This window comes from Roseobacter sinensis (genome assembly GCF_025755255.1).
Classification (GTDB): Bacteria; Pseudomonadota; Alphaproteobacteria; order Rhodobacterales; family Rhodobacteraceae; genus Roseobacter; species Roseobacter sinensis.
In genome coordinates, this window is the sequence record NZ_JALIEB010000004.1 from 151,665 (window position 1) to 175,792 (window position 24,128).

The following is a 24,128-nucleotide window of genomic DNA, read 5'->3' on the forward strand; positions in this document are numbered from 1 at the left end:
CCATGCACGTCGTCTTCCGCGAAAGCCACGGGCTCGAGGAGACCGAGACACCCACCGATCTGGGGCAGACGCCCGCAGATCTGGTGGTGCTCTCCTTCTCCGACAGCGATCTTGGCGCCTTCGCGGAAGCCTGGCGGCGCGGCGGCGGGCCGGAGGGCAAGCTGCCCACGCTGCGGCTCGCAAATCTCACAGCGCTCAAACATCCACTCTCGGTTGACACCTATGTCGAACAGACGTTGGAGGGTGCGAAAGGCATCCTGATCCGGTTGATCGGCGGCGTGCCATATTGGTCTTACGGGTTGCAGCAAGTGCGGGCGCTGGCCGAGCGCAAGGGCATCGCACTCGCCGTCCTGCCCGCAGATGGGCGCGTCGATGCGCGGCTCGACAACTATGCGACGCTGCCGACCTCGACCCTGCGTCGTCTCGCACATCTCTGCGATACCGGAGGGGCGGTGGCTGCGCAGGCGGCTCTGGCGCAGATGGCTTTGGCCGCGGGGCTCTACGCCGGGCCGGTGCGCGGTGCGAAGGTCGTGCCCATGGTGGGTGGCTGGACTCCGGAGCATGGGGTAACCTGCCCGCTGCTGGCGCAGGCGCCCGGCGACACACCGCGCCTGCTCATCACCTTCTACCGCTCCTATCTCGTGGCGGCCGATCTCGCCCCGATCGAGGCGCTGGTCTCGGCATTCCGGGCGATGGGTTACGAGGTGATGGGTCTCTTCGCGCCCTCGCTGAAGGCGCCGGAGGCAGCAGGTTGGCTACGCCGCCAGGCAAAACAGCTCAAACCGGTGGCCATCGTGAACGCGACTGCCTTCAGCGGCAAGGGCGACGGAGGCTCTTCGCCGCTCGATGCCGCTGGTGTTCCGGTGTTTCAGGTGGCGCTTGCCACCTCGACACACGAGGCGTGGTTTGCCGCCGAACGCGGACTCTCGCCCGCGGATCTGGCGATGCATGTGGTACTACCGGAAGTCGATGGCCGGATCATGGGCGGTGTGGCTTCCTTCAAGGAACCCGGCGCCCGCGATCAGCATCTGGAGTTCTCGCGGTATGCACATGCGCCCGTGGCCGACCGCATTGCCGCGATTGCGGACCGGGTCGACAGCTGGGTCCGGTTGGCGCGCATGCCGGCGAACGACCGGCGCGTCGCGCTGCTGCTCTCGACGTACCCGGGCAAGGATTGGAACACCGGCCATGCGGTCGGTCTCGATGCGCCTGCATCGGCCGCGGCGATCCTGCAAGACCTGCACGAGGCGGGCTACGATGTGCCCGCTCCGCAGCGGCACAAGGCCGATCCGCGACCAACACGGGCGCGACGGTGGCCTGTCGCCGACTATCGCGCGGCGTTGGCGGGGCTTTCCGCGGGGCTGCGCGCCGATCTCGAAGCGGTCTGGGGCGCGCCGGAAGACGACCCGCTGGTGCGGGATGGTGCCTTTCACTTCCCGGTAACCGAGGCCGGGCGCGCCTTCATCGCGCTGCAACCCGAGCGTGGCACGCCTGAGCGTCGGGTCGACGAGTACCACGATCTGGCCCGCACGCCGCGCCACGGCTACGTCGCCTTCTATCTCTGGCTCCAAAGCCAGGTGGATGCGCTGATCCACATCGGCGCCCATGGAACACTCGAATGGCTGCCGGGCAAATCCGTTGCGCTCTCTGCGCAATGCTGGCCGGAGGTGCTGACCGGTGCGCTGCCGGTGATCTACCCCTTCATCGTGAACGATCCGGGTGAGGCCGCGCAGGCCAAGCGCCGGATTGGTGCGGTCACGCTCGGCCATGTGCCGCCGCCGTTGCGGGAAAGCGGCACGCCTGACCGGCTGGTCCGGCTCGAGGCGCTGCTCGACGAGTTTTCCAACGCCGATGGCCTGGACCCGCGTCGCCGCGATCGGTTGCAGACGGATATCCGTGACGAGGCGCAGGCGCTTGGCGTCGAGGAAGACCTTGGCCTCGACCGGGCCGGATGCGATGCCGAAGCGATCACGCGCATCGACCGTTTCGTATGCGATATCAAGGAGATGCAGTTTGGCGAAGGGTTGCACGTCTGGGGCCGTTCGCCCCGGGCCGCAGCCCCTTTCGAGACCAGCCTGTCCGTGGCCGCGGAACGTCGGGCGCTGCTCGACGCGCTGGACGGCCGACGCATCCCCGCGGGGCCATCGGGATCGCCCTACCGAGGGCGGATCGATGTGCTGCCGACCGGGCGCAACCTCTACACGACAGATCCCCGCGCGGTGCCGACCCGTGCCGCCCATACGCAAGGGGTCAAGCTCGCGGACGAGCTTGTCCGGCGCCATTTGCAGGATGCCGGTGACTGGCCGCGCGGTCTTGTGGTCGATCTCTGGGGCTCGGCCACCATGCGGACGGCCGGCGAGGAGTTCGCGATGGCCTTGCATCTGCTTGGGACCCGTCCGGTTTGGGATGCAGGCTCCGAACGGGTGTCGGGCATCGAGGTGCTGCCGATCACAGAACTTGACCGCCCGCGCATCGACGTGACGCTGCGCGTCTCGGGTTTGTTCCGCGATGTCTTTCCCACGCTGTCGGCGCTGTTTTCCCAGGCGGTGCGCACGCTTGCCCAGCGTGACGAGGCGCCGGACTGGAATCCTTACGTGGGGCGCGACGACCTTGCGCGGGTCTACGGTCCGCGGCCGGGCCGTTTTGGCGTGGGCATGGCAGATGCCGCCGAAACCTACACCGACGCCGGGCGGCGCGCGGCAGGGGAGGCCTGGCTCACCGCAAGCGCCTGGGCGCTCGATGGGGAGGCTGCCGTCGAACAAGGCGCGGGCATTCGCGCGCGGCTGGCTGCAGCCGACAGTTTCGTACATGCGCAGGATCTGCCCGAGACGGATCTGCTGCTCGCCGCGGATTATGCGGCGCATGAGGCCGGTTTTGCTGCGGCCCAAGCGCTCACGGGCGGGCAGGCGGCGCTTTATCATCTGGACAACACCGACCCGGACCGGCCCCGCGCACGGGCGCTGCCGGAGGAGCTGGCCCGTGTGGTGCAGGCGCGCGCCGCCAATCCCGCCTGGATCACGGGCATGCGCGCGCATGGGTTCCGGGGGGCTGCGGAAATCGCCGCAACGCTCGACCACATGGCCGCCTTCGCGCATCTGGCGGGTGCTGTCTCGTCGCATCTCTTTGACCTCTACCACGATGCAACGCTTGGCCACGCCGAGACCGACCGCTTCCTGCAAGAGGCCAACCCCGAAGCCCGCGCCGCGATGCTGGCCCGGTTTGCGGAGTTGCACGCAGCGGGTCTCTGGACGACCAGGCGCAACTCCATTCTTGCCCATCTGGAGGCAGCGCAATGAGCGCCGCGCCGACGGTCAAGGGCTGGTGTCCCGGTGCGCGCCGCCCGATGATGTCGGGCGACGGTCTGATCGTCCGGGTCAGGCCTTTTTTTGCGCGGCTTGAGCGCGAGCAGGCGCTTGGCCTCTGTGCTGCGGCACGAGCCTTCGGAAACGGCTTCATCGACCTGACCAACCGCGCCAATCTGCAGATTCGCGGCGTCGCGGAGGCCGATCACGAGCGCCTGCTGGGCGCGCTCGATGACCTCGGTCTGCTCGATGCAACGCCCGAGCGCGAGGCCCGGCGCAACATTGTTGTCACGCCCTTCTGGGAGCGCGGCGATCTCAGTCACCGGATCACGCGTGAGCTCTTGGAGGGGCTCGACCAGCTCCCGCCGCTTCCTGCGAAGTTCGGCCTGGCGGTTGATGCGGGGGCAGAGCCCGTGTTGTCAGAGACCTCTGCGGACATCCGCGTGGAGCAGGCGCGGGGCGGTGTGATGGTGCGCGCTGATGGGGTCGCACGTGGCCGTGTGGTTGACCCCGGCAACGTCACGGCCGCGGTTGCCGAGCTTGCGCAGTGGTTCATGCGTCATCGAACGCCGGAGGACCGCAGGATGGCACAGACCGCAGCGCGAGTCGCACTTCCAGCCTCCTGGCAGATCACGCCGCGCCTCTCTCCTGGGCCGCGACCCGACGTGGGGACGCATCCCTTGGGTGCTCTGATCGGCGCCGCTTTCGGGCAGATCGAGGCGCAGACGCTGGAGCGTCTGCTCTCGGACACCGGCACGCCGGCGGTGCGCGTCACGCCGTGGCGGATGATCCTCCTGGAGGATGTCCAGACGGCCTCCGATCCCGACTTCGTATGCTCCGGCGGCTCACCGCTTCTCACGGCGCAGGCCTGTGCCGGCGCGCCCTTCTGCACCAGCGCGACTGTCGAGACCCGTGCGCTCGCACGCCGGTTGGCGCTCGAGACCGACCGCGATGTGCATGTCTCGGGCTGCGCCAAGTCCTGCGCGTCCAAACAGGCCGCAGATGTCACGCTGATCGGTCGAGACGGGCGTTTTGACCTTGTCCGAAGCGGTCATGCGTGGGATGCCCCTCAGAAAACCGGGCTCACGCCCGATGAGATCACGACGGAACTGAAGACCCCCGCATGACATATGTCTACGAAACCGACGGCGCCGCGATCTACAAGCAGTCCTTCGCCACGATCCGGGCCGAGGCGGACCTGGCACGCTTTGCGCAAGATGAAGAGCAGATCGCGGTTCGGATGATCCATGCGGCCGGGCTTGTCGGGCTGGAACAGCACATCCGGTTTTCGCCCGGGTTTGCCGAGGCTGCCCGCGCAGCCTTGCAGGCGGGGGCTCCGATCCTCTGCGATGCGCGCATGGTCAGCGAAGGTGTCACCCGCGCGCGCCTGCCCGCGGACAATCAGGTCATCTGCACGCTGCATGACGAGGGCGTGCGGGATCTGGCGGCGCGCATGCAGAATACCCGCTCTGCCGCGGCGCTCGAGTTCTGGCGCCCCCATCTCGGCGGGGCGCTGGTGGCCATAGGCAATGCGCCGACGGCGTTGTTCCATCTGCTCAACATGTTGCAGGATCCGGCCTGCCCGCGTCCCGCAGCCATCATCGGCTGCCCCGTGGGCTTTGTCGGCGCGGTCGAGAGCAAGGACGCCCTGTGGGCCGATCAGCCTACGCCCTGCTGTATCGTGCAGGGGCGCCTGGGAGGGAGCGCCATCACCGTTGCGGCGGTCAACGCCATCGCGAGCCGTGCCGAATGAGCCTCGGGACGATCTACGGGGTGGGTCTTGGCCCCGGCGACCCGGAGCTTATGAGCGTGCGTGCGGATCGGCTGCTGCGGAGCGCCCGGCATGTGGCGTTCTTCCGCAAGGCCGGCCGGTCGGGCCAGGCCCGCCGGATCGTCGACGGGTTGCTGCACGGCGATGCCGTCGAATTCGCGATGGAGTATCCGGTCACCACCGAGATCCCCGTGGACGATCCCGCCTACAACGCCGCCCTTTCCACCTTTTACGCCGAGTGTACCGCGCATCTGCGCGCGCTCGCTGCGTCCGGAGAGGATGTGGTCGTGCTCTGCGAGGGGGACCCGTTCTTCTTCGGCTCCTTCATGCATCTCTACACCCGGCTCAAGGAGGATGTGCCGGTCGAGGTTGTCCCCGCGATCACCGGCATGTCGGGGGCCTGGACGGCGACGGGGCACCCGGTCACCTGGGGTGACGATATCCTGACGGTGCTGATGGGCACCTTGCCCGAAGACGTGCTGACCGACGCGATGACGCGGAGCGACGCGGTCGTGGTGATGAAGATCGGCCGTCATTTCGACAAGGTGAAATCTGCCCTGCGCGCAGCCGACAAATACGACACCGCCTGGCTGATCGAATACGCAAGCATGCCGCAGCAGACAGTGCAGAAACTGTCGGAGGCGGGCGACAAGATCACACCCTATTTCTCGATCATCGTCGTACATGGGCAGGGCCGCAGACCATGAGCGGCTGGCTGGTGATCGCGGGTCTGGGCCCCGGGGACGCGGAACTGGTGACCCCGGAAGTTACCAGGGCGCTGGCCGAGGCCACCGATATCGTGGGATATGGCCCCTACGTGGCGCGTGTGGCCCCGCGCGCGGGTCTGAGCCTGCACCCCAGCGACAACCGGGTGGAACTCGACCGGTCGCGCCACGCGCTCGAACTGGCGGCGGACGGGCGGCGCGTGGTCGTGGTGTCGTCTGGTGATCCGGGGGTCTTTGCCATGGCTTCGGCCGTTTTCGAGGCGGTCGAGGCGGGCCCCGATCCCTGGCGCGCGCTTGATATCCGAGTGGCGCCGGGCATCACCGCCATGCTGGCCGCCGCGGCGCGGGTCGGGGCACCATTGGGCCATGATTTCTGCGCGATCAACCTCAGCGACAACCTCAAACCCTGGGCGCTGATCGAACGGCGCCTGCGCCATGTAGCAGAGGCCGATTTTGCGATGGCCTTCTATAATCCGCGATCGAAGTCGCGCCCGGACGGCTTTCAGAAGACGCTCGATGTGCTGAGGGACAGCTGCGCGGAAGACCGGATCATCGTCTTTGCCCGGGCCGTCTCGACACCTGAGGAGGACATCCGTGTGCTGCCGCTGTCGCAGGCAACGGCCGAGATGGCCGATATGCGCACCATGGTTATTGTTGGCGCATCGAACACACGGTTAATCGCCCGCGACGGACGCCCCTTTGTCTACACGCCAAGGTCGGTCGAGGCATGAGCGATCCAGTCCAGGACGGCGGCGGTGTCATGCAGTTCGGCTCGGTGCGGCAGCGCTGGCCGTGCGATCATGATGACCGGCACGCCCAGCTTTCGCGCGGCGACGATCTTGGCATAAGCCCCTGTTCCACCGGAGTTTTTCGAAACGACAAGGCTGATCCGATGGTCGCGCATCAGCGCCAGATCGCCCGCGACGCTGAAGGGTCCGCGGTCAACCACCACGTGATGATCGGGAAAGGGCGGAGCGGTCTCCGGCGGATCCACCAGGCGCAACAGGTAGCTGTGCTGCGGCTGCGGGGCGAAGGCGGGAAGGTTCATGCGTCCAATCGCCAGCATGACACATTCGGCGGGCCGGTCGAGTGCCGCGACGGCGCCTGCGATGTCCGGCACCTCGGTCCAGCGGTCGTCCGGTTGCGGATTCCAAGGCGCGCGGGTCAGCGCGGCAAGGGGGACGCGCGCCTCCGCGCAGGCCGTGACGGCATTGCGGCTCATCTGCGCGGCAAAAGGGTGGGTCGCGTCAATCACATGGGTCGTGCTCGTGTCTCGCAAATATTGCGACAGTCCGGCCGCGCCGCCGAAGCCGCCGATGCGTTGCGGCAGGGGTTGGCGCACCGGGCGGGCCACGCGCCCGGCAAAGGAGATCGTGCCGCGCAATCCGGCCTTGGCCAGCGCGCGGCAGAGCGCGGTCGCTTCGGTCGTGCCGCCGAGAACCAGAAGGTTCGGCTCCATGTCTGAGGCTCCGTGGTTGACGATCGTGGGTTTGGGTGAAGATGGCCTCAAAGGGCTGCCCCCTGCAAGCTGCAAGGCGCTGGACGAGGCCGAGATCGTGATCGGCGCGCCCCGTCATCTGGAGCGGGTCGGCCCCCTGGCCTGCGAGACACGGGCCTGGCCGGTCCCTTTCAAGGACGGGATCGCGCCGCTTCTGGCGCTGCGCGGCAAGCGGGTGGTCGTTCTGGCTTCGGGCGACCCGTTCTGGTTCGGCGCCGGTGGCACTCTCGCCCGGCATCTCGATACCAAGGAGTGGTGCAGCCTTCCTGGGCCCTCGACATTCTCGCTTGCCGCCAATCGCCTTGGCTGGTCCCTGCAACACGTCACATGCCACGGGCTGCACGCAGCACCGCTGAGCCGGTTGCGTCCGCATCTGGCGCCGGGCGCGCGTTTGCTCATTCTGCTGCGCGATGGCGCAGCAGTTCAGGAGCTTGGCGCATATCTGACAACCGAAGGCTTCGGCGCATCGCGCGTGGTCGTTCTCGAAGCGCTCGGCGGCCCGCGCGCCCGCGAGACCTGCGATCTGGCGGAGAACCTGGCAGAACACAGCTTTCAACACCCGGTCTGCGTGGCTCTTGACGTGGTCGGCGAGGGCGCGGCGCTGCCCCTCGCCAGCGGCCGACCGGACCACTGGTTCGAGACGGATGGCCAGATCACCAAGCAGCCGGTGCGCGCCATCACGCTTTCGGCGCTGGCCCCGCGGCCGGGTGAACTGCTTTGGGACATCGGCGGTGGCTCGGGGTCCATCGGCATCGAATGGCTCCTGACCCATCCGACCCTTCATGCGATCAGCATCGAGCAGCGGGCCGACCGTGCCGAGCGGATCGCGCGGAATGCAGCATGGCTTGGGGTGGACAGGCTCGTGGTGGTCGTAGGGCGCGCGCCCGAGATCCTGCACGCCCAGCCCAAGCCGCAGGCGGTTTTTGTGGGCGGCGGCCTCTCGCCCGAGCTTCTGAGCTGGCTCGAAACCCATCTCGATCCCGGCACCCGACTGGTGGCCAACGCGGTAACGCTGGAGACCGAGGCGCTTTTGCTGCAAGCTCAGGGCAGGTTGGGTGGCGATCTTCTTCGGCTCGAGCTTTCGCGGTCCGAACCGCTGGGGCCGCGACGGGGGTGGAAGGCCAGCTATCCCATCGTCCAGTGGAGTGTGACGCTATGATCGCGGCGGGGTTCGGATTTCGCAAGGAGGCCTCCAGCAGCAGCCTCGAAGATGCCTACGGGCGCGCCTGCGAAGCTGCGGCGCCAGAGGTGCTGGCCACCGTGGACGACAAGGCCGTTGCTGAGGCCTTCCGGCTCTTTGCCGAGGAGCTTGGGCTGCCCGTGAAAGCTGTGCCTGTGGATGTGTTGCAAGAGCAGGAGACCACGACGCAATCGGCGGCGTCGAAGGCGCGCTATGGCGCCGGCTCGGTGGCCGAGGCCGCCGCGCTTGCCGCCGCCGGCCCCGGCGCACGGCTCCTGACTGTCAGGCAGATATCAGCCGACAAGCTCGCGACCTGCGCGCTGGCCATCAGAGAGACATCATGACCGTACATTTCATCGGTGCCGGCCCCGGTGCACCTGACCTTCTGACGCTGCGCGGGCGCGATCTGATCGCGGCCTGCCCGGTCTGCCTCTATGCCGGATCGCTGGTGCCGAAGGCCGTTCTCGCCCATTGCCCGGCAGGTGCGGAGGTGGTGAACACGGCATCGATGTCGCTCGACGAGATCATCGACGCGATCAGGGCGGCCCACGGCGCGGGCAAGGATGTAGCGCGGCTGCATTCCGGCGATCTCTCGGTCTGGTCGGCGATGGGCGAGCAGCTCCGCCGCCTGCAGGCAGAAGGGATCCCGGTATCGGTGACGCCGGGCGTGCCGTCCTTTGCTGCCGCGGCGGCGGCTCTGGGCGCCGAGCTGACCCTCCCCGGGCTGGCCCAATCGGTCGTTCTGACCCGCACTCCGGGCCGTGCCTCGTCGATGCCCGCGGGTGAGACCCTGACCAACTTCGCCGCGACCGGTGCCACGCTGGCAATTCACCTCTCGATCCAGAACATCGAGACCGTGGTGCGCGACCTGACACCAGCCTACGGCGCCGACTGCCCCGTTGCGGTGGTCTATCGCGCCAGCTGGCCGGATCAGCAGATCATCCGGGGCACGCTCGCCGATATCGGCGCCCGTCTCGGCACGCAGATTGCGCGGACAGCCCTCATCCTGGTTGGGCCTGCCTTGGCGGGGGACGGGTTTGACGAAAGCTGTCTGTATGCACCCGACTACGACCGCCGCTACCGTCCGCAGAGCGCCGAGAGCCCCTGGGCCAGCTGGAGCCATGGCGATGACTGACCGGCCCGGCATCATGATCTCGGCGCCGTCCTCGGGCACCGGCAAGACGACCGTTATGCTGGGGCTCCTGCGCGCTCTGGCCGATGACGGGCTGCGCGTGCAAGCCTTCAAATCCGGCCCCGATTACATCGACCCGGCCTTTCACCAGGCGGCTTGCGGGCGCGCGTCTTTCAACCTCGACACCTGGGCGATGGGCCCCGATCTGCTGGCTGCGATCTCGGCCGAGGCCGACGCCGCCGAGATCTGCGTCGCCGAAGGTTCCATGGGGCTCTACGACGGGGTTGCGACGCGCGGTCAATCCGGTTTCGGCAGCAGTGCAGAGACGGCGCAACGCATGGGCTGGCCGGTGGTGCTGGTCGTCGATGTCAGCGGGCAGGCGCAATCGGCCGCGGCCACGGCCTTGGGGTTTCAGGCCTACAATCCGGAGCTGCCTTTCGCGGGTGTCATCCTCAACCGCTGCGCCTCGCCGCGCCATGAGCGCCTGGCCCGGTTGGGGATGGAGGCCGCGGGCCTCTCGGTGCTCGGCGTTTTGCCGCGTCGTGGTGATCTTACTCTGCCCGAACGGCATCTGGGGTTGATCCAGGCGGTCGAGCACCCGGACCTCGACAAGGCGATTGCCGGCTATGCCGCGTTCCTGCGCGCGCATGTGGACATTGCGGCGATCCGGACCGCGGCGCGGGGTGCGGCGGTGCCTGCGCATGAGGCGCGCTTCCCGAACCCACCCGCACAGCGGATCGCCCTGGCGCAGGATGCCGCGTTTTCCTTCACCTATCCGCATTTGCTTGAAGGCTGGCGGCGGGCGGGCGCCGAGATCGTGCCGTTTTCGCCCCTTGCCGACGCGGCGCCCGACCCCGCGGCCGATCTGGTCTGGCTGCCGGGCGGATACCCCGAGCTGCACGGGCCCACACTGGCCGCAGCGCATCGCTTCAAGGCCGGGTTGCGCGCGCATGCCGAGACCAGACCGGTGCATGGAGAATGCGGAGGCTACATGGCGCTGGGGCAAGCGCTGGTGGATAAGGACGGGGCGCGGCACGAGATGGCAGGGCTGCTGGGCCTCGTGACCAGCTATGAGAAACGGAAATTCCACCTCGGCTATCGTCGGGCCGTGCTGCGGGCCGCTCTGCCGGGGCACCCGCCCGGAGCAGCCCTGCGTGGGCATGAGTTCCATTACTCGACCATTCTGGATCAACCCGACGGGCCGCTGGCCGATGTGGCCGACGCCGATGGCACCCCTGTTCCCGAGACCGGATCCCGCGTCGGCACCGTCACGGGCACCTTCTTCCATCTGATCTCGGCGGAGGAGCCGGCGTGACCGGCTTCGTGAGCTTTGTGGGCTCCGGGCCGGGCGATCCGGAGCTTTTGACGCTGAAGGCCGTGGATCGGCTGAAGCGGGCGGATGCGGTCCTGTTTGACGACCTCTCATCGGGACCGATCCTGGCCTACGCCCGGGCCGGTGCCGATCTCGTGGGCGTCGGCAAGCGGGCCGGGCGCCCGTCGCCAAAACAACACCACGTCAGCCGCCTTCTGGTCGAATACGCGCAGATGGATCAGCGTGTGGTCCGGTTGAAGTCCGGTGACAGCGGACTCTTCGGACGGCTGGAGGAAGAGCTTGCCGCGCTGCGGGGGGCCGACATCCCTTACGAGATCATTCCGGGCATCCCTTCCGCCTGCGCGGCTGCCGCCGCGGTTGGCATCCCGCTGACGCGGCGGCTGACCGCGCGGCGTGTGCAGTTCGTAACGGGGCATGACGTCAGCGGCCAGCTTCCGAAGGACCTCGACCTCGATGCGTTGGCAGACCCCACGGCGTCCACCGTCGTCTTCATGGGCAAGCGGACCTTTCCGCGGCTGCTCGCCGCGCTCACCGAAAGGGGGCTGCCGACGACGACACCCGCCATTCTCGCCGAAAGCGTGAGCACACCCGATCAGAGCATTCAGCGCACCACTGTCGCCGATCTGGCGGCGCAGCTGGCCCAAGAGATAAGCGATCGGCCCGCCCTGATCCTCTACGGGCCGTTCGCCGAGAGCTGAAAGTCGCTTTTGTGCTTGTTCGGGCGCGCGCATCGGGGATAGGACTAGGATACGGTGCCACGACGTGTGGCTGAAAAGGGAACTGAGTGCGACTCTCAGACTGCCCCCGCAACTGTAAGCGGTGAGTGCTTTGGGTGATCCACTGGCCGGATGGCTGGGAAGGACCAAAGCATCGCGACCCGCGAGTCAGGAGACCTGCCGTAAACTGCAAACCCGTGCGCGCACGGATCAGGAGCTGCCGGAGGGGCAGGACAGAAAGGATCAAACATGCATATCGAACCTGGTGTCGTTGATGGGGCCAAAATGGCTTTCGCCTACGCGACCGCTGCCGGCGCGGCCGGCTACACCGCAAAACTCGCGCTTCAGGACCTGAAAACGCACAGCCTGGCCTCTTTCGGCGCGCGGACCGTGATGGCGGCGGTCGGGACCTTCATCTTTTTCGAGGTGCTGCCGCATTTCCCCGTCGGCATTTCCGAGGTGCATTTCATCCTCGGCACAACGCTGTTCCTGCTGATGGGCGCGGCGCCCGCCGCGCTGGGGCTTGCCCTTGGCCTGCTGATCCAGGGGGCGGTCTTCGCGCCGAGCGACCTGCCGATGTATTTCGTCAACGTAACGACACTTCTGGTGCCGCTCTTCGCCATCTCGGCCTTGGCCAAGCGGCTGATCCCGCAGGATCGCGCCTATGTCGATCTGGCCTATACCGATGTGCTGAAGCTGTCGGCGATGTATCAGGGCGGGGTCGTCGCCTGGGTGGCGTTCTGGGCCTTCTACGGTCAAGGGGTCGGGGCCGAGACAACCCAGGCGGTCTGGACCTTCGGGGCGGCCTATCTCCTCGTGATCCTGATCGAGCCCATTGCCGATCTCGCGGTTCTGGCGGGCGCAAAGGCGCTGCGCTCCAGAAAGATCGAAAGCCTCTTCGTGGCGCGACTTTACGGCGCCGCGTAAGCTGGTAGACACCGGCCCGGACCCCGCGCCAGGGGTCCGGGCTTTTTTGTGGGTGGTGTCATGATCAACGAGCTCTGGCTGATCGGCATCGGGACAGGGTCGCCGCAGCATCTGACAGGCGAAGGTCTTCGGGCGATCCGCGAAGCCGGTACGATTCTCGTTCCCCACAAGGGACCCGCGAAGGATGATCTGGCCGAGCTGCGCTATCAACTTATCGAGGCGGCGGGCGCGACCGGGCAGGTCGTGCGTTTCGACTACCCCGAGCGTGATCCCGCCCTGCCATATGAAGAGCGCGTATCACGCTGGCACGACGAGATCGCAGCGCGATGGGTGTCGGCGGCCGAGGACGCGCGGTCGGCGGGACCGGTGGCCTTGCTCGTCTGGGGCGACCCCGCACTCTATGATAGCACCTTGCGCATTGCCGGTCGCTTGCAGCCTGCGCCCAAGGTCCGCGTGGTCCCCGGCATTACGGCGGTGCAGGCGTTGACGGCGGCGCATGCGATTCCGCTCAACGACGTCAACGGGCCGATCCAGATCACCACAGGACGGCGGCTGCGTGATGAAGGTTGGCCGGACGGCATCGACCGGCTGGTTGTCATGCTCGACGGCGAGGCCAGCTTTCGCACGCTTGCGGGATCGGATCTGACGATCTGGTGGGGGGCCTACCTCGGTATGCCCGAGGAGATCCTGCAGTTCGGCCCGCTCGATCAGATCGCGCCCGTCATCCTCGAGGCGCGCGAGGCCGCACGCGCCCGGCACGGCTGGATCATGGACACCTATCTGTTGGCCCGCAGCCCGCGGTGACGCGCTTGTGATCGCCGTAACTTGAGAACGATTCTCAAATATCTTGACAGTTGCAAGTGATTTGCATTTACAGGAGCGCGACACTGTCTGTTGATGGAGAGTCGGATGCTGCAAAACGCGATGAGAGTAACCGCAGTCGCGGCCATGACTGCGGTTTTGGCAGGTGGGGCCGTTGCGGGTGAGAAAATGAAGGTGGTGACCACCTTTACGGTGTTGGCGGATATGGCGGCGAATGTGGCAGGCGATGCGGCCGAGGTCGTCTCGATCACCAAGCCGGGGGCCGAAATCCACGGCTACGAGCCCACACCGCAGGACATCGTCAGGGCGTCGGATGCCGATCTGATCCTGTGGAACGGCCTGAACCTCGAGCTGTGGTTCGAGCAATTTCTCTCAAACATGGATGACATCCCCTCGGTCACACTGACCGACGGGATCGATCCGATCCCGATTGCCTCGGGGTCCTACGAGGGCAAGCCCAATCCGCATGCCTGGATGGGGCTCGATAACGCTCTGATCTACATCGACAATATCGTGAAGGCTTTCGCTGACGCCGACCCGGACAACGCCGCGCTCTACGCCGAGAACGGCGAGGCCTACAAGACAGCGCTGCGCGAGACCATCGAACCGCTGCGCGCGGCCGTTGCCGAGATCCCCGAAAGCCGGCGCTGGCTTGTGACCTGTGAAGGCGCTTTCAGCTATCTTGCGCGGGATTTCGGCATGAAGGAGCTCTACCTCTGGCCGATGAACGCCGACCAGGTCGGCACGCCGCAGCAGGTGCGGTCGGTGATCGACGGTGTGCGCGCCAATGACATCCCCGTGGTGTTCTGCGAAAGCACGGTCAACACCGCACCTGCCGAGCAGGTCGCGCGCGAAACCGGCGTGACCTATGGCGGCGTGCTCTATGTCGACAGTCTGAGCGCGGAGGACGGGCCCGTGCCGACCTACCTCGATCTGTTGCGGGTCACCTCGACGACGCTGGCCGAGGGGCTGACAGAGGCGATCAATTGATAGATCGCCGACAACGGGCTATGTGCCCGTAGAACAACAGATGGTCAGGGGCGCTGTGCAGCGCCCTTGGGTGAGGACGACGACATGCGTGACGATCCACTCCCAGAGCATGCGCGGCCGGACAAGGGTGCCGGGAGTGACGGTTTGTGCGCGCATGATGTGACGGTGAGCTATCGCAACGGTCACATCGCCTTGTGGAACGCCAGCTTTGAGATCCCGCGTGGGACCGTCACCGCACTTGTGGGCGTCAACGGCGCAGGCAAGTCGACCCTCTTCAAGGCGATCATGGGTTTCGTGCCTGCCTCCACGGGCGAGATCCGCATCCTGGGGATGAGCGTGCGCGACGCGCTGAGCCGCAATCTCGTGGCCTATGTGCCGCAATCCGAAGAGGTCGATTGGGCGTTCCCCGTCCTTGTCGAAGACGTGGTGATGATGGGGCGCTATGGTCACATGGGGTTCTTGCGCCGTCCACGGCGGGCCGATCACGACGCGGTCGAGCAGGCGTTGGCGCGCGTGGGCATGCGGGACTATCGCCATCGTCAGATCGGCGAGTTGTCCGGAGGCCAGCGCAAGCGCGTGTTCCTCGCCCGTGCCCTGGCGCAGGACGGGCAGGTGATCCTGCTCGATGAACCGTTCACCGGCGTCGATGTCAAAACCGAAGAGCAGATCGTGGCGCTGCTGCGCGACCTGCGCGAGGAGGGGCGGGTGATGCTCGTCTCCACCCACAATCTCGGGTCGGTTCCTGAATTCTGCGACCGAACAATCCTCGTGAAAGGCACCGTCCTCTGCCATGGGCCGACCGAGACGACCTTTACGCGCGAAAACCTCGAAAAGGCCTTCGGTGGAGTGCTGCGGCACTTCACGCTGGGCGGCACGACCCTGCATGACGACGAGGATGCGCGCGAGGTAACGATCTTCACCGACGACGAGCGTCCGCTTGTGCAATACGGCGACAAGACCCAGGTGACGGATCAGGGCTCATGATCGAGCTTCTGCTGGAACCTTTCAGCTACGGCTATATGACCAATGCGATGTGGGTGTCGGCGCTCGTCGGCGGCGTCTGTGCTTTTCTCTCCGCCTATCTCATGCTCAAGGGCTGGTCGCTGATCGGCGATGCGCTCTCGCATTCCGTGGTCCCTGGCGTGGCGGGCGCCTATCTGCTCGGCCTGCCCTTCGCGCTCGGCGCCTTTCTGGCAGGCGGTCTTGCCGCGGGGGCCATGCTCTTTCTGTCCGAGCGGTCCGGCCTGAAAGCCGACGTGATCATCGGCCTGATCTTTACATCCTTCTTCGGCCTCGGCCTCTTCATCGTCTCGATCAATCCGGTCTCGGTGTCGATACAGACGATCACCATGGGCAATATCCTCGCGATCACACCAGAAGACACGCTCCAGCTTGTGCTCATCGGCTGCGTGTCGCTGGGCGTTCTGCTGCTGAAATGGAAGGACCTGATGGTCACCTTCTTCGACGAGAACCACGCCCGCGCTATCGGACTACGGCCGGGACTGCTGAAGGTCGTGTTCTTCATGCTGCTGTCGGCGAGCGTGGTGGCCGCGATGCAGACCGTCGGCGCCTTTCTGGTGATCGCCATGGTCGTCACGCCAGGGGCCACGGCCTACCTTCTGTGCGATCGTTTCCCGAGGCTGATCGCCACCTCCGTCGCCATCGGTGCCCTGAGCAGCTTTCTGGGCGCCTACATCAGTTACTTCCTTGACGGTGCGACGGGCGGCATCATCGTGACGCTGCAAACACTGGTCTTCCTGCTGGCCTTCCTTCTCGCGCCGAAGCACGGGTTGCTTGCCGCGCGACGCAAGGCGGCCAGCCGACGAGACGCGCTCTCTTCCTCCACGAGGGAGGCCGCATGATGGACCTGCAAACGCTCCTCGCGCCCTTCTCCTTCGGCTTCATGCAAAACGCCTTCCTGATTTCGATCATCGTCTCGGTTCCGACGGCCCTGCTGTCGTGTTTTCTGGTGATGAAGGGCTGGGCGCTAATGGGCGACGCGGTGAGCCACGCGGTTCTGCCCGGCATCGTGCTCGCCTACATCTTCGGGCTGCCCCTGCTGCTTGGCGCTTTTGCAGCGGGGATGACCTGCGCCATCGCGACCGGCTACCTGTCGACCAACAGCCGCGTCAAAGAGGATACCGTCATGGGGGTCGTGTTCTCGGGCATGTTCGGCGTCGGCATCGTGCTCTACGTGTCTGTCGAGACCAACGCGCATCTCGATCACATCCTCTTCGGCAACATGCTGGGGGTCGATGGGCAGGAGCTTTGGACCGCCGGTCTGATCTCCGCCGTGGTTGCGATCATGCTGGTGCTCAAGTGGAAGGACCTGCTTTTGCACAGTTTCGACCCGGCGCAAGCGCAGGCGTCGGGGCTATCGGTCACCGCGCTGCACTACGGGTTGCTGGCCGCCCTGTCCCTCACCATCGTCGCGACGCTCTCGGCAGCGGGTCTTATCCTCGCGATCGGGTTGTTGATTGCACCGGGCGCGATTGCGTTCCTTCTGGTGCGCAGCTTTGCCACGATGCTCTGGGTGTCGGTGCTCGTTTGCATGGCCGCGATGCTGCTGGGGACCTATGCCAGCTTCTTCCTCGACAGCGCGCCGGCGCCAACCATCGTCCTGATCCTCAGCGCGATCTTCGTTGTGGCTTTCGTCCGGCGGCAGGTGCAGACACGGCGGGCCTCGCTGAAGCGCATCGGGCAGAGGTGAAGCGGAGGGGGTGTCGGCCCGACCATCGCCACCTCAGGCCGCGAGTTGCACGATCATCTCCACCTCGATCTCGAGGTCCGGCCCGGCCAGGGCGGCCACACCGACACCAGTCAGGCCAGGCTTCGCTCCGGCAAGAAAGCGGAAGATCGGCGTCATCGCGACCCCCTGGCTCTTGTTGTCGAGGTCGGTCACGCAGATGCGCATCTGAACAATATCGCCCGTCGACGCCTGAAGCGCATCCAGCGCCCGCTGCAGGTTCCTGGCCACGATATCGGTCTGATCGGCCAGCGATGTCGGAGTTGCGGCACCATCAGGGTGCCAGGCCACCTGTCCAGACACGAAGGCCAGTCGCCCGGGGCTGGCGATGGAGATTTGAGAGTATCCGATCTTGCCGGCATCCGGCAGCGTGTGCGGGTTCATGCGATCGATGGACGCGGTCATGTTTCCTCCTCAAGCGGTTGGCACGCTTGAGATATGGAGGCACCTAGTGGCGAACAGTTGTCGCGTCTGAAGCGACCATGGTGCTGCAATGGTGATGTCATGATCGGATCGAAGGTGAATGATATCCTCGTGTTTCTCTCGGTCGTCGACACCGGAAGTTTCGTCGCCGCCGGGAAAACCTTCGGGTTGTCCCGGTCGACCGCTGGAAAGGCCGTTGCGCGCCCGGCCGCAGCGCATCGAACAGTTGACGCGGCACGATCTGGTGCAGTTTGCGGCCAATGTGGCGCGCCAGGGTTGGCACCTGCGGGAAGAGGGTGGGGCCTGGATTCGCGCGCAGGGACATGTCCGACTGCGGCTCGACAGTGCCGAAGCGCTCCGCGCAATGGCGCTCAGCGGGCTCGGCATCGCTCTGCTGCCCCGGCTGCTGGTTGAGGCGGATATCGCAAAGGGTCGGCTCGAGCGTGTTCTGCCCCGGACCGGGATCGGAGCCGGACCCATCCTTGCGCTCTACCCCACAAGCGCCTGCTGGAACCGCGTGTCCGTTGGTTCATCGACATGCTCAGCGAGGATCTGAAGGCGTTTCGGTCCGAGCGCGTAGATTGACGCAAGCCTGTCTCACCAGCGGTGCGATGCTGCTCGCCCATGACCCAACGGCCGCTTGGAAACGCGCGCACATGAAAAAGCCCCGCACGGGGCGGGGCTTTCTCTGTTCATTCGTCTGTTGCGTTACTCCGCCGGGTTGGCAGAGACCTCGGGCTCGATGGTCGTTGGCACGCCGGCTGCCTCACGGCGGCCATCGTTGAAGATCGCCTTGATCAGCGCAAAGCACATCAACACCATCACGATCGAGAAGGGCAAGGCCCCGATGACCATCGCGGTCTGGATCGCCGAGGTGCCGCCCGAAATCAGAAGACCAGCCACCACCAGGCCGAGCGCCGATCCCCAGAAGAGGATGTGGGGGCGCGCTTTGGGGCCTTCATCGCCGGCCGCATTGATGGTGTTCACGATCAGCACGGCCGAGTCCGCCGAGGTGACAAGGAAGGTCATCAGCAGCACCACGATCACGAGGGCCATGCCCCAGGCCAGAAGATCGGCGATGGGGGCGAGCATGTACTCGGTCATCGCGAAGATCTTGTCGCCGTTGCCCGCGTCATAGATCAACCCGTTGGCGCCGCCGTTCAACTCCAAGTCAATGGCGGTGCCACCGGCCCAGGCAAACCAGACAAAGCACATCAGCGACGGCACGATCATCGCCCCCAGCACGAACTCCCGGATTGTCCGGCCACGCGAAATGCGCGCGAGGAACAGCCCCACGAAGGGTGCAAAAGCGATCCACCAGGCCCAGTAGAACACCGGCCACCAGCCTTGCCATTGCGCCAGCAGGAAGGCTTCCGAGCCTTCTACACCGTCGGACGCATAGACGTTGAAGCTGAGGAACGGCAGGGCGATCAGATACTCCCAGATACCGACGAAGAAGGCGTGGAAGCCGAACCAGGTCGCTCCGAAGAGGATGAAGAAGCTCAGCAGGAAGATCGACAACACCATGTTGATGTTCGACAACCATTTGATGCCTTTTCCGACACCCGAGAGGGCCGAGAGCGTCGAGGCGCCCATGATGATCAGCAGGGCGACGATGATGCCGACGGTGTTGACGGTGTTCCCAATGCTTTCGCCGTCAGCATTCACAGCGCCTTCGGGATGCACGAGACCGCTGATGCCGATCCGGGTCATGCCCGCAACGAACTGATCGACGCCGAAACCGAGGGTCTGTGCCACGCCGAGGATGGTTGCAACCACGGCCACGATATCGATCAAGTGACCCAGCGCGCCAGACAGACGCGCCCCGAAGAGCGGTGTCAGCGACGACCGGATCGTCAGGGGCAGGCCGCGACGATAGGTGAAGAACGCGAGCCCCAGTCCCGCAACGGCATAACACGCCCAGGCGCCGAGGCCCCAGTGCAGGTAGGACCAGGTGTAGGCCGTCAGGATGTTATCCTCGGCCCGTGCGGTGGTGATGCCCTGGATGACGGAGGGGTTGTTCTGGAAATGCGCCACCGGTTCGGCGACCGCCCATGTGAGCATGCCGACGCCGATACCCGCGCCGAACATCATCGAGAACCAGGAGAAATTCGAGAATTCGGGTTTTTCGCCCTCGATGCCCAGGTTTAGCCGTCCAGCTGTCGGCCAGATGGCTAGACCAAGGCAGACGATCACGAAGAACGTCACGGTCCAGATGTACCAGCCTGCCGCTGAGGCGAGGATCGCGGAGTTCCAGGCGCCGAGCACCTGCCCCGCCCATTCCGGCCAGACGATGGCCCAAACCACGAGCGCTGAGATGATGATCTTGGCCGGTACCGCGACCTGTTTGGAAAAGCCGTTGTAGAAACCGCTTTCAGCGGTTTTGATCGGCAGATCCGATAATGGGGGTTTTAATGACATTTATGAGCTCCCTGTTCCCTGTAGAACCGCATCTGACGCACGGATCCACCTGTCATGGTAGGGTCAAGAGTATAACTTGTATAGTGTTTGATAAACGGCAACATTACCAACTATAGTTTGAACTCCGAGAAACTTTGGATGGCAAAACGTGCACTCCTGCGCTCTCTGAGCGATGTAGACATCCGGCTGATCCGCGTGTTCATCACGGTCACCGAATGCGGCGGGTTCGCCGCCTCCGAGCTCGAGCTCAACATCGGCCGCTCGACAATCTCGAAGCATATCGCTGATCTGGAACTGCGCATCGGTCTGAAGCTCTGCAACCGGGGACCGTCGGGGTTTTCGCTGACCCCGGAAGGCGAGCAAGTACTTGACGCAGCGCATGAATTGCTTGCGGCGATTGACGGCTTCCAGGCGCATATCGACAATATTCACACGCATCTGACAGGCACGCTGCGGCTTGGCCTGTTCGACCAGTCAACGACAAATCCGAACGCCGCAGTGCATCGGGCGATCCAGTCCTTCGACCGGACGGCACCCGATGTGGCCTTCGAGATCGCGCTGGCGCCACCGGGGGTTCTGGAGGCCCGGGTCACGGACGGCAGCCTCGATGTCGCCATTGTTCCGATCCACCGCCAGTCGAGCGCGCTGCAGTACACGCCTCTCTATGACGAGCATATGACGCTTCATTGCGGAGAGGGGCACCCGCTGTTCCACGCCGATCCGACCGCGCGGGCTGCTGACCTGGACCTCGCGCGGTACAAGTACGCCGGCTACGCGTTCAACTCGCCCAACATGATGGCGGGGCAGCGGCTCGGCATCCGCCGCGCGGCGCGCGTACAAGAAGAAGAAGCGCTGTCGCTGCTGATCCAGTCGGGGCGGTACCTCGGGTATCTCGCCGATCATGTTGCAGACACGCTGCTGCACAAGGGCGCGGTGCGCGCCGTGGCTCCGGCAGATACCGGCTATTCGACCCGTTTTGCCGCCATCCTCCGCAAGAAGCCTGCCTCGGACCGCAAGGCGGAGGAGTTTCTGCGCTGCCTCATCGAGGCGCATGCGACTGCGGCGTCAGATCCGGTGTGAGGGAGCGGCAGTGTCCGACACGTGCTTGTCTTCCTCGGGGACATTGAGGGTCGACCAGGTGTCGTCACGCGGCGGCGATGGCGGCGTGTCGCACGCGCGCCTGTGAATGTTGACCTTGGCCATGAAGTTTGCCGAGATCGGAGCGGTCACGAAGAGGAACGCCATGATCAGCAACTCATGCATCGACCCTTCGCCGTAGGTGAACGAATGCAGCATCGACGCCAGCAGGAACGCACCGATGCCCACCGTACCCACCTTGGTCGGGGCATGCAGGCGCGTCATCGAATCGTTGAACTTCAGCAAGCCGATGGCCCCCACCAGCGCAAAGATCGCCCCAACCAGAAGGCTGATGGCAATCGCATAGGTCATGATGATCTCGCCGCTCATTCGATGATATCTCCCCGCAGCACGAACCGCGCATAGGCCACCGTCGAGACAAAGCCGAGCATCGCGATGATCAGCGAGACCTCGAAGTAGATGCGGACACCCTGCGCGATGCCCAGCAGAACGATCAGACCAATCGCGTTCACGACCATCGTGTCGAGCGCAAGGATCCGGTCTCCGGTCGACGGCCCGAGAACCAGCCGGATCATCGACATGATCTGCGCCAGCACCGCCACAACGAAGGCGATGATCAGCGCGACATCCATCAACTGGGTGGCAAAGCTCATGCAAAAATCTCCTTCAGGCGCCGCTCGTACCGCGACTTGATCTCGTCTCTGACCCCATCTGGGTCATCGGTGTGCAGCACGTGCACCAGCAGGCTGTGCCCCTCGTCGGACAGGTCTGCCGAGACGGTTCCGGGGGTCAGCGTGATGGTGCCGGCAAGAATCGTGATCGCCTCAGGCTGTTTCAGCTCAAGCGGCACGACGATCCAGGCAGGTCTCAGTTTGGAATTCGGCTTGGTGAGCACGATCCAGGCGACTTCCACATTAGCGACCATGATGTCCCAGATCACCATGATGCTGTAGGTGACCATCCGGCTGAGGTGGAATGACTTCGGGGTGTCCGGCCACCAGGCCGATGTGACCCAGGGGATGAGGATGCCGAGGATCAGCCCGAAGACCACCATTCCCGCCGAGACCTGGTTTTGCAGCAGCGTCCAGACCAGGGCCAACAGCAGCGTCAGCAGGGGATGCGGCAGAAGCCAGCGAAACGCGTTCATGTCAGTATCCCTCCGTCGGCGTGCTGAGCTTTCCGGGCGTCTCGAGGACGGTCGCAATATAGGGCGCAGGGTTGAAGAGCTGTTCGGACACCCCTGTCATATAACGGGTGGCGGGCCCTGCGAAGACCGTATGTGCCACCAAAAGCGACAGGAGCCCACCGACGGCAACATAGGAAAGCGTGGCCGGAGCGGCCGCATCCTCTTCGGTAGCATCCTCCTCCGGGGCGGGCGTGGCCTTGGCCTTCCAGAACAGCACGCTGCCGGCGCGGGAAAACCCGACCACGGCGATCAGGCTGGAAATTAGAACGATCGCCCAGATCCACGCGGTTGACGTGGAATCGAAGGCCGCGTCGAGCACCAGAAGCTTGCCGAGAAAGCCCGAGAGTGGTGGCAGCCCCGCCATTGCGATGGCGGCTGCAAAGAACAGCGCGGAGGTCAGCACCGCGCCGGGCACAACCGGCTGCGCGGTCAGCCGCAGGTTTGCGCGGCCGCTGCGCACCAGATCGACGATCAGGAACAGCGCCGCCCCTGCCAGCGTCGAGTGCACCGTGTAATACAGTGCGGCGGTGATACTGGTCGGCGTGAAGAGCGAAATCGAAACCATCACCATGCCCATCGAGCCAATGATCGCAAACGCGACGAGCCTGTCGAAATGCCGAGCGGCCAATATGCCGATCATGCCGATCGCGAGCGAGGCAAGAGCGGCGGGCAGCAGCCATGTGGTGTGCAGCCCCGCCGTGACCTCCAGATCGGGGCTGAAGACCATCGTGTAGACCCGGATGATCGCATAGGCGCCCACCTTGGTCATGATCGCGAAGAGCGCTGCGACCGGCGCGGGCGCTTCGGCATAGCTCGACGGCAGCCAGAAGTGCAGCGGCAGCACCGCGGCCTTGATCGCGAAGACCAGCAGCAGCAGCACGGCGGCGAGCCGGACACCGACTGTCTCTGCCGGATCGATCAGCGTCACCCGTTGCGCGAGGTCGGCCATGTTCAGCGTCCCGGTCTCGGCATAGATCGACCCCAGCGCGAAGAGAAAGAGTGTCGAGCCCAGCAGGTTGAAGAGCACATATTGCACGCCCGCGCGCAGCCGCGCATTGCCGCCTGCGTGGATCATCAGGCCATAAGAGGCAATCAGCAGCACCTCGAAGAAGACGAAGAGGTTGAAGAGGTCGCCTGTCAGGAACGCCCCCATGATCCCCATGAGCTGAAACTGAAAGAGCGCATGGAAGTGCCGGCCCCGATCATCCCATTCGGACCCGATGGCATAGAGCAGCACGAAGAGTGCCAAGACCGACGTCAGCATCACCATCATGGTCGAGAGCCGGTCAGCGACAACCACGATGCCGAAAGGGGCGGCCCAGTCACCAAGCTGATAGAGCGTGATAGTGCCGTCGGACGCCTGCCACATCAGGCCCGCAGCGATGGCGATCAGCGCCACCACACCTGCGACGGAAAAGACCCGCTGAATGCCGATGTGATAGCGCGCGGCCAGAACGATGAAGGGCGCCAGAAGGGCCGGCAGGACAATGGGCGCAACGATCCAATGGGTCATTTGACCTCTCCCGTGCTGGGTTCGGCCGGGTCATCGACACTGTCATCGTCGGCCCCCAGGTAGGCGCCGAGAGCGATCATCACGACCACCGCCGTCATGCCGAAGGAGATCACGATGGCCGTGAGCACCAGCGCCTGCGGCAGCGGATCGGCATAGAACTCTACCCCATCGCGCAAGATCGGCGGCCCGCCGATGCTGAGCCGTCCGGAAGCAAAGAGGAACACGTTCACGGCATAGGTCAAAAGCGAGATCCCGAGGATCACCGGGAAGGTCCGCAACCGCAGCATCAGATAGATGCCGCCGCCGGTCAGAACGCCGATGGCAGAGGCGACGAGCAGCTCCATG

Annotated in this window: 26 protein-coding genes and 1 riboswitch; of the genes, 18 read left to right on the plus strand and 8 right to left on the minus strand. The window is 65.3% G+C overall.

The genetic code is table 11. From position 1 onward, the window contains the following. Positions 1-2: 2 nt before the first annotated feature. The 5 genes from cobN to cobJ are packed head-to-tail and all read left to right on the plus strand — an operon-like array spanning position 3 to position 6,529. Entirely contained in the window at positions 3-3,296 is a 3,294-nt protein-coding gene (gene cobN, locus MUB52_RS08090; RefSeq protein ID WP_263843703.1) for a cobaltochelatase subunit CobN, read from the plus strand. Continuing rightward, a complete protein-coding gene (cobG, locus tag MUB52_RS08095; protein WP_263843704.1) occupies positions 3,293-4,429 on the plus strand; it encodes a precorrin-3B synthase in 1,137 nt (378 codons plus the stop codon). Before cobN ends, cobG begins: the two co-directional genes overlap by 4 nt. After that, complete coding sequence (locus MUB52_RS08100) at positions 4,426-5,055, plus strand: precorrin-8X methylmutase (RefSeq protein ID WP_263843705.1); 630 nt, start codon at positions 4,426-4,428, stop codon at positions 5,053-5,055. The genes cobG and MUB52_RS08100 overlap by 4 nt, the downstream gene beginning before the upstream one ends. Next, positions 5,052-5,780, plus strand: a complete 729-nt coding sequence (cobI, locus tag MUB52_RS08105; RefSeq protein ID WP_263843706.1) for a precorrin-2 C(20)-methyltransferase — start codon at positions 5,052-5,054, stop codon at positions 5,778-5,780. The genes MUB52_RS08100 and cobI overlap by 4 nt, the downstream gene beginning before the upstream one ends. Beyond that, positions 5,777-6,529 (plus strand): precorrin-3B C(17)-methyltransferase, encoded by a 753-nt coding sequence (gene cobJ / locus MUB52_RS08110; RefSeq protein WP_263843707.1) that lies wholly within the window; start codon positions 5,777-5,779, stop codon positions 6,527-6,529. The genes cobI and cobJ overlap by 4 nt, the downstream gene beginning before the upstream one ends. On the opposite strand, the gene MUB52_RS08115 is transcribed toward cobJ, so the two are convergent. After that, the gene (locus tag MUB52_RS08115) at positions 6,502-7,257 is read right to left on the minus strand and encodes a cobalt-precorrin-6A reductase (RefSeq protein WP_263843708.1); all 756 of its coding nucleotides are present in this window, start codon (positions 7,255-7,257) and stop codon (positions 6,502-6,504) included. The two genes, cobJ and MUB52_RS08115, sit on opposite strands and share 28 nt — an antisense overlap. On the opposite strand from MUB52_RS08115, the gene cbiE reads away from it, so the two are divergent. The 11 genes from cbiE (at position 7,256) to MUB52_RS08170 (ending at position 17,106) form a co-directional block, all read left to right on the plus strand. Continuing rightward, positions 7,256-8,455, plus strand: coding sequence for a precorrin-6y C5,15-methyltransferase (decarboxylating) subunit CbiE (gene cbiE, locus MUB52_RS08120; protein ID WP_263843709.1), 1,200 nt, complete (start codon positions 7,256-7,258; stop codon positions 8,453-8,455). The genes MUB52_RS08115 and cbiE overlap by 2 nt on opposite strands. Beyond that, positions 8,452-8,820 carry a cobalamin biosynthesis protein gene (locus MUB52_RS08125; RefSeq protein ID WP_263843710.1) on the plus strand — a complete coding sequence of 123 codons (369 nt, stop codon included), beginning with the start codon at positions 8,452-8,454 and terminating at the stop codon, positions 8,818-8,820. Before cbiE ends, MUB52_RS08125 begins: the two co-directional genes overlap by 4 nt. Beyond that, positions 8,817-9,611, plus strand: coding sequence for a precorrin-4 C(11)-methyltransferase (gene cobM / locus MUB52_RS08130; protein WP_263843711.1), 795 nt, complete (start codon positions 8,817-8,819; stop codon positions 9,609-9,611). The genes MUB52_RS08125 and cobM overlap by 4 nt, the downstream gene beginning before the upstream one ends. After that, positions 9,604-10,923, plus strand: a complete 1,320-nt coding sequence (locus MUB52_RS08135; RefSeq protein ID WP_263843712.1) for a cobyrinate a,c-diamide synthase — start codon at positions 9,604-9,606, stop codon at positions 10,921-10,923. Before cobM ends, MUB52_RS08135 begins: the two co-directional genes overlap by 8 nt. Beyond that, on the plus strand, positions 10,920-11,639 hold the full coding sequence (cobA, locus tag MUB52_RS08140) for a uroporphyrinogen-III C-methyltransferase (protein WP_263843713.1): 720 nt from the start codon (positions 10,920-10,922) through the stop codon (positions 11,637-11,639). The genes MUB52_RS08135 and cobA overlap by 4 nt, the downstream gene beginning before the upstream one ends. Before the next feature lie 35 nt (positions 11,640-11,674). Continuing rightward, a riboswitch (cobalamin riboswitch) is annotated at positions 11,675-11,856 on the plus strand. Between the two features lie 50 nt (positions 11,857-11,906). Then, positions 11,907-12,584, plus strand: a complete 678-nt coding sequence (locus MUB52_RS08145; protein ID WP_263843714.1) for an energy-coupling factor ABC transporter permease — start codon at positions 11,907-11,909, stop codon at positions 12,582-12,584. A gap of 63 nt (positions 12,585-12,647) precedes the next feature. After that, the gene (gene cobF / locus MUB52_RS08150; RefSeq protein WP_263843921.1) at positions 12,648-13,388 is read left to right on the plus strand and encodes a precorrin-6A synthase (deacetylating); all 741 of its coding nucleotides are present in this window, start codon (positions 12,648-12,650) and stop codon (positions 13,386-13,388) included. A gap of 144 nt (positions 13,389-13,532) precedes the next feature. Continuing rightward, entirely contained in the window at positions 13,533-14,396 is an 864-nt protein-coding gene (locus MUB52_RS08155; protein WP_318527409.1) for a metal ABC transporter substrate-binding protein, read from the plus strand. 84 nt (positions 14,397-14,480) lie between these two features. Continuing rightward, positions 14,481-15,380, plus strand: a complete 900-nt coding sequence (locus tag MUB52_RS08160; protein WP_263843716.1) for a manganese/iron ABC transporter ATP-binding protein — start codon at positions 14,481-14,483, stop codon at positions 15,378-15,380. After that, complete coding sequence (locus MUB52_RS08165) at positions 15,377-16,258, plus strand: metal ABC transporter permease (RefSeq protein ID WP_263843717.1); 882 nt, start codon at positions 15,377-15,379, stop codon at positions 16,256-16,258. The genes MUB52_RS08160 and MUB52_RS08165 overlap by 4 nt, the downstream gene beginning before the upstream one ends. Continuing rightward, complete coding sequence (locus MUB52_RS08170; RefSeq protein WP_263843922.1) at positions 16,258-17,106, plus strand: metal ABC transporter permease; 849 nt, start codon at positions 16,258-16,260, stop codon at positions 17,104-17,106. The genes MUB52_RS08165 and MUB52_RS08170 overlap by 1 nt, the downstream gene beginning before the upstream one ends. Positions 17,107-17,139: 33 nt before the next feature. Here the strand turns inward: MUB52_RS08170 and MUB52_RS08175 are convergent, their stop codons facing one another. Continuing rightward, positions 17,140-17,547, minus strand: a complete 408-nt coding sequence (locus MUB52_RS08175; protein ID WP_263843718.1) for a RidA family protein — start codon at positions 17,545-17,547, stop codon at positions 17,140-17,142. 214 nt (positions 17,548-17,761) lie between these two features. Between MUB52_RS08175 and MUB52_RS08180 the strand changes: the two genes are divergently transcribed. Next, positions 17,762-18,121 (plus strand): LysR substrate-binding domain-containing protein, encoded by a 360-nt coding sequence (locus tag MUB52_RS08180; RefSeq protein WP_404818206.1) that lies wholly within the window; start codon positions 17,762-17,764, stop codon positions 18,119-18,121. 152 nt (positions 18,122-18,273) lie between these two features. On the opposite strand, the gene MUB52_RS08185 is transcribed toward MUB52_RS08180, so the two are convergent. Next, positions 18,274-19,986 (minus strand): BCCT family transporter, encoded by a 1,713-nt coding sequence (locus MUB52_RS08185; RefSeq protein ID WP_263843720.1) that lies wholly within the window; start codon positions 19,984-19,986, stop codon positions 18,274-18,276. Between the two features lie 138 nt (positions 19,987-20,124). Between MUB52_RS08185 and MUB52_RS08190 the strand changes: the two genes are divergently transcribed. After that, entirely contained in the window at positions 20,125-21,066 is a 942-nt protein-coding gene (locus tag MUB52_RS08190) for a LysR family transcriptional regulator (protein WP_263843721.1), read from the plus strand. Here MUB52_RS08190 and MUB52_RS08195 read toward each other — a convergent pair. Genes MUB52_RS08195 through MUB52_RS08215 form a run of 5 tightly spaced genes read right to left on the minus strand, consistent with a single transcriptional unit; the run spans position 21,052 to position 24,127 of the window. Next, complete coding sequence (locus tag MUB52_RS08195; protein WP_263843722.1) at positions 21,052-21,453, minus strand: Na+/H+ antiporter subunit G; 402 nt, start codon at positions 21,451-21,453, stop codon at positions 21,052-21,054. The two genes, MUB52_RS08190 and MUB52_RS08195, sit on opposite strands and share 15 nt — an antisense overlap. Further along, the gene (locus MUB52_RS08200; protein ID WP_318527411.1) at positions 21,450-21,737 is read right to left on the minus strand and encodes a K+/H+ antiporter subunit F; all 288 of its coding nucleotides are present in this window, start codon (positions 21,735-21,737) and stop codon (positions 21,450-21,452) included. The genes MUB52_RS08195 and MUB52_RS08200 overlap by 4 nt, the downstream gene beginning before the upstream one ends. Then, positions 21,734-22,231, minus strand: coding sequence for a Na+/H+ antiporter subunit E (locus MUB52_RS08205; RefSeq protein WP_263843723.1), 498 nt, complete (start codon positions 22,229-22,231; stop codon positions 21,734-21,736). The genes MUB52_RS08200 and MUB52_RS08205 overlap by 4 nt, the downstream gene beginning before the upstream one ends. Before the next feature lies 1 nt (position 22,232). Then, positions 22,233-23,783, minus strand: coding sequence for a monovalent cation/H+ antiporter subunit D (locus MUB52_RS08210; RefSeq protein ID WP_263843724.1), 1,551 nt, complete (start codon positions 23,781-23,783; stop codon positions 22,233-22,235). After that, positions 23,780-24,127 (minus strand): Na+/H+ antiporter subunit C, encoded by a 348-nt coding sequence (locus MUB52_RS08215; protein ID WP_263843725.1) that lies wholly within the window; start codon positions 24,125-24,127, stop codon positions 23,780-23,782. The genes MUB52_RS08210 and MUB52_RS08215 overlap by 4 nt, the downstream gene beginning before the upstream one ends. Position 24,128 lies beyond the last annotated feature (1 nt).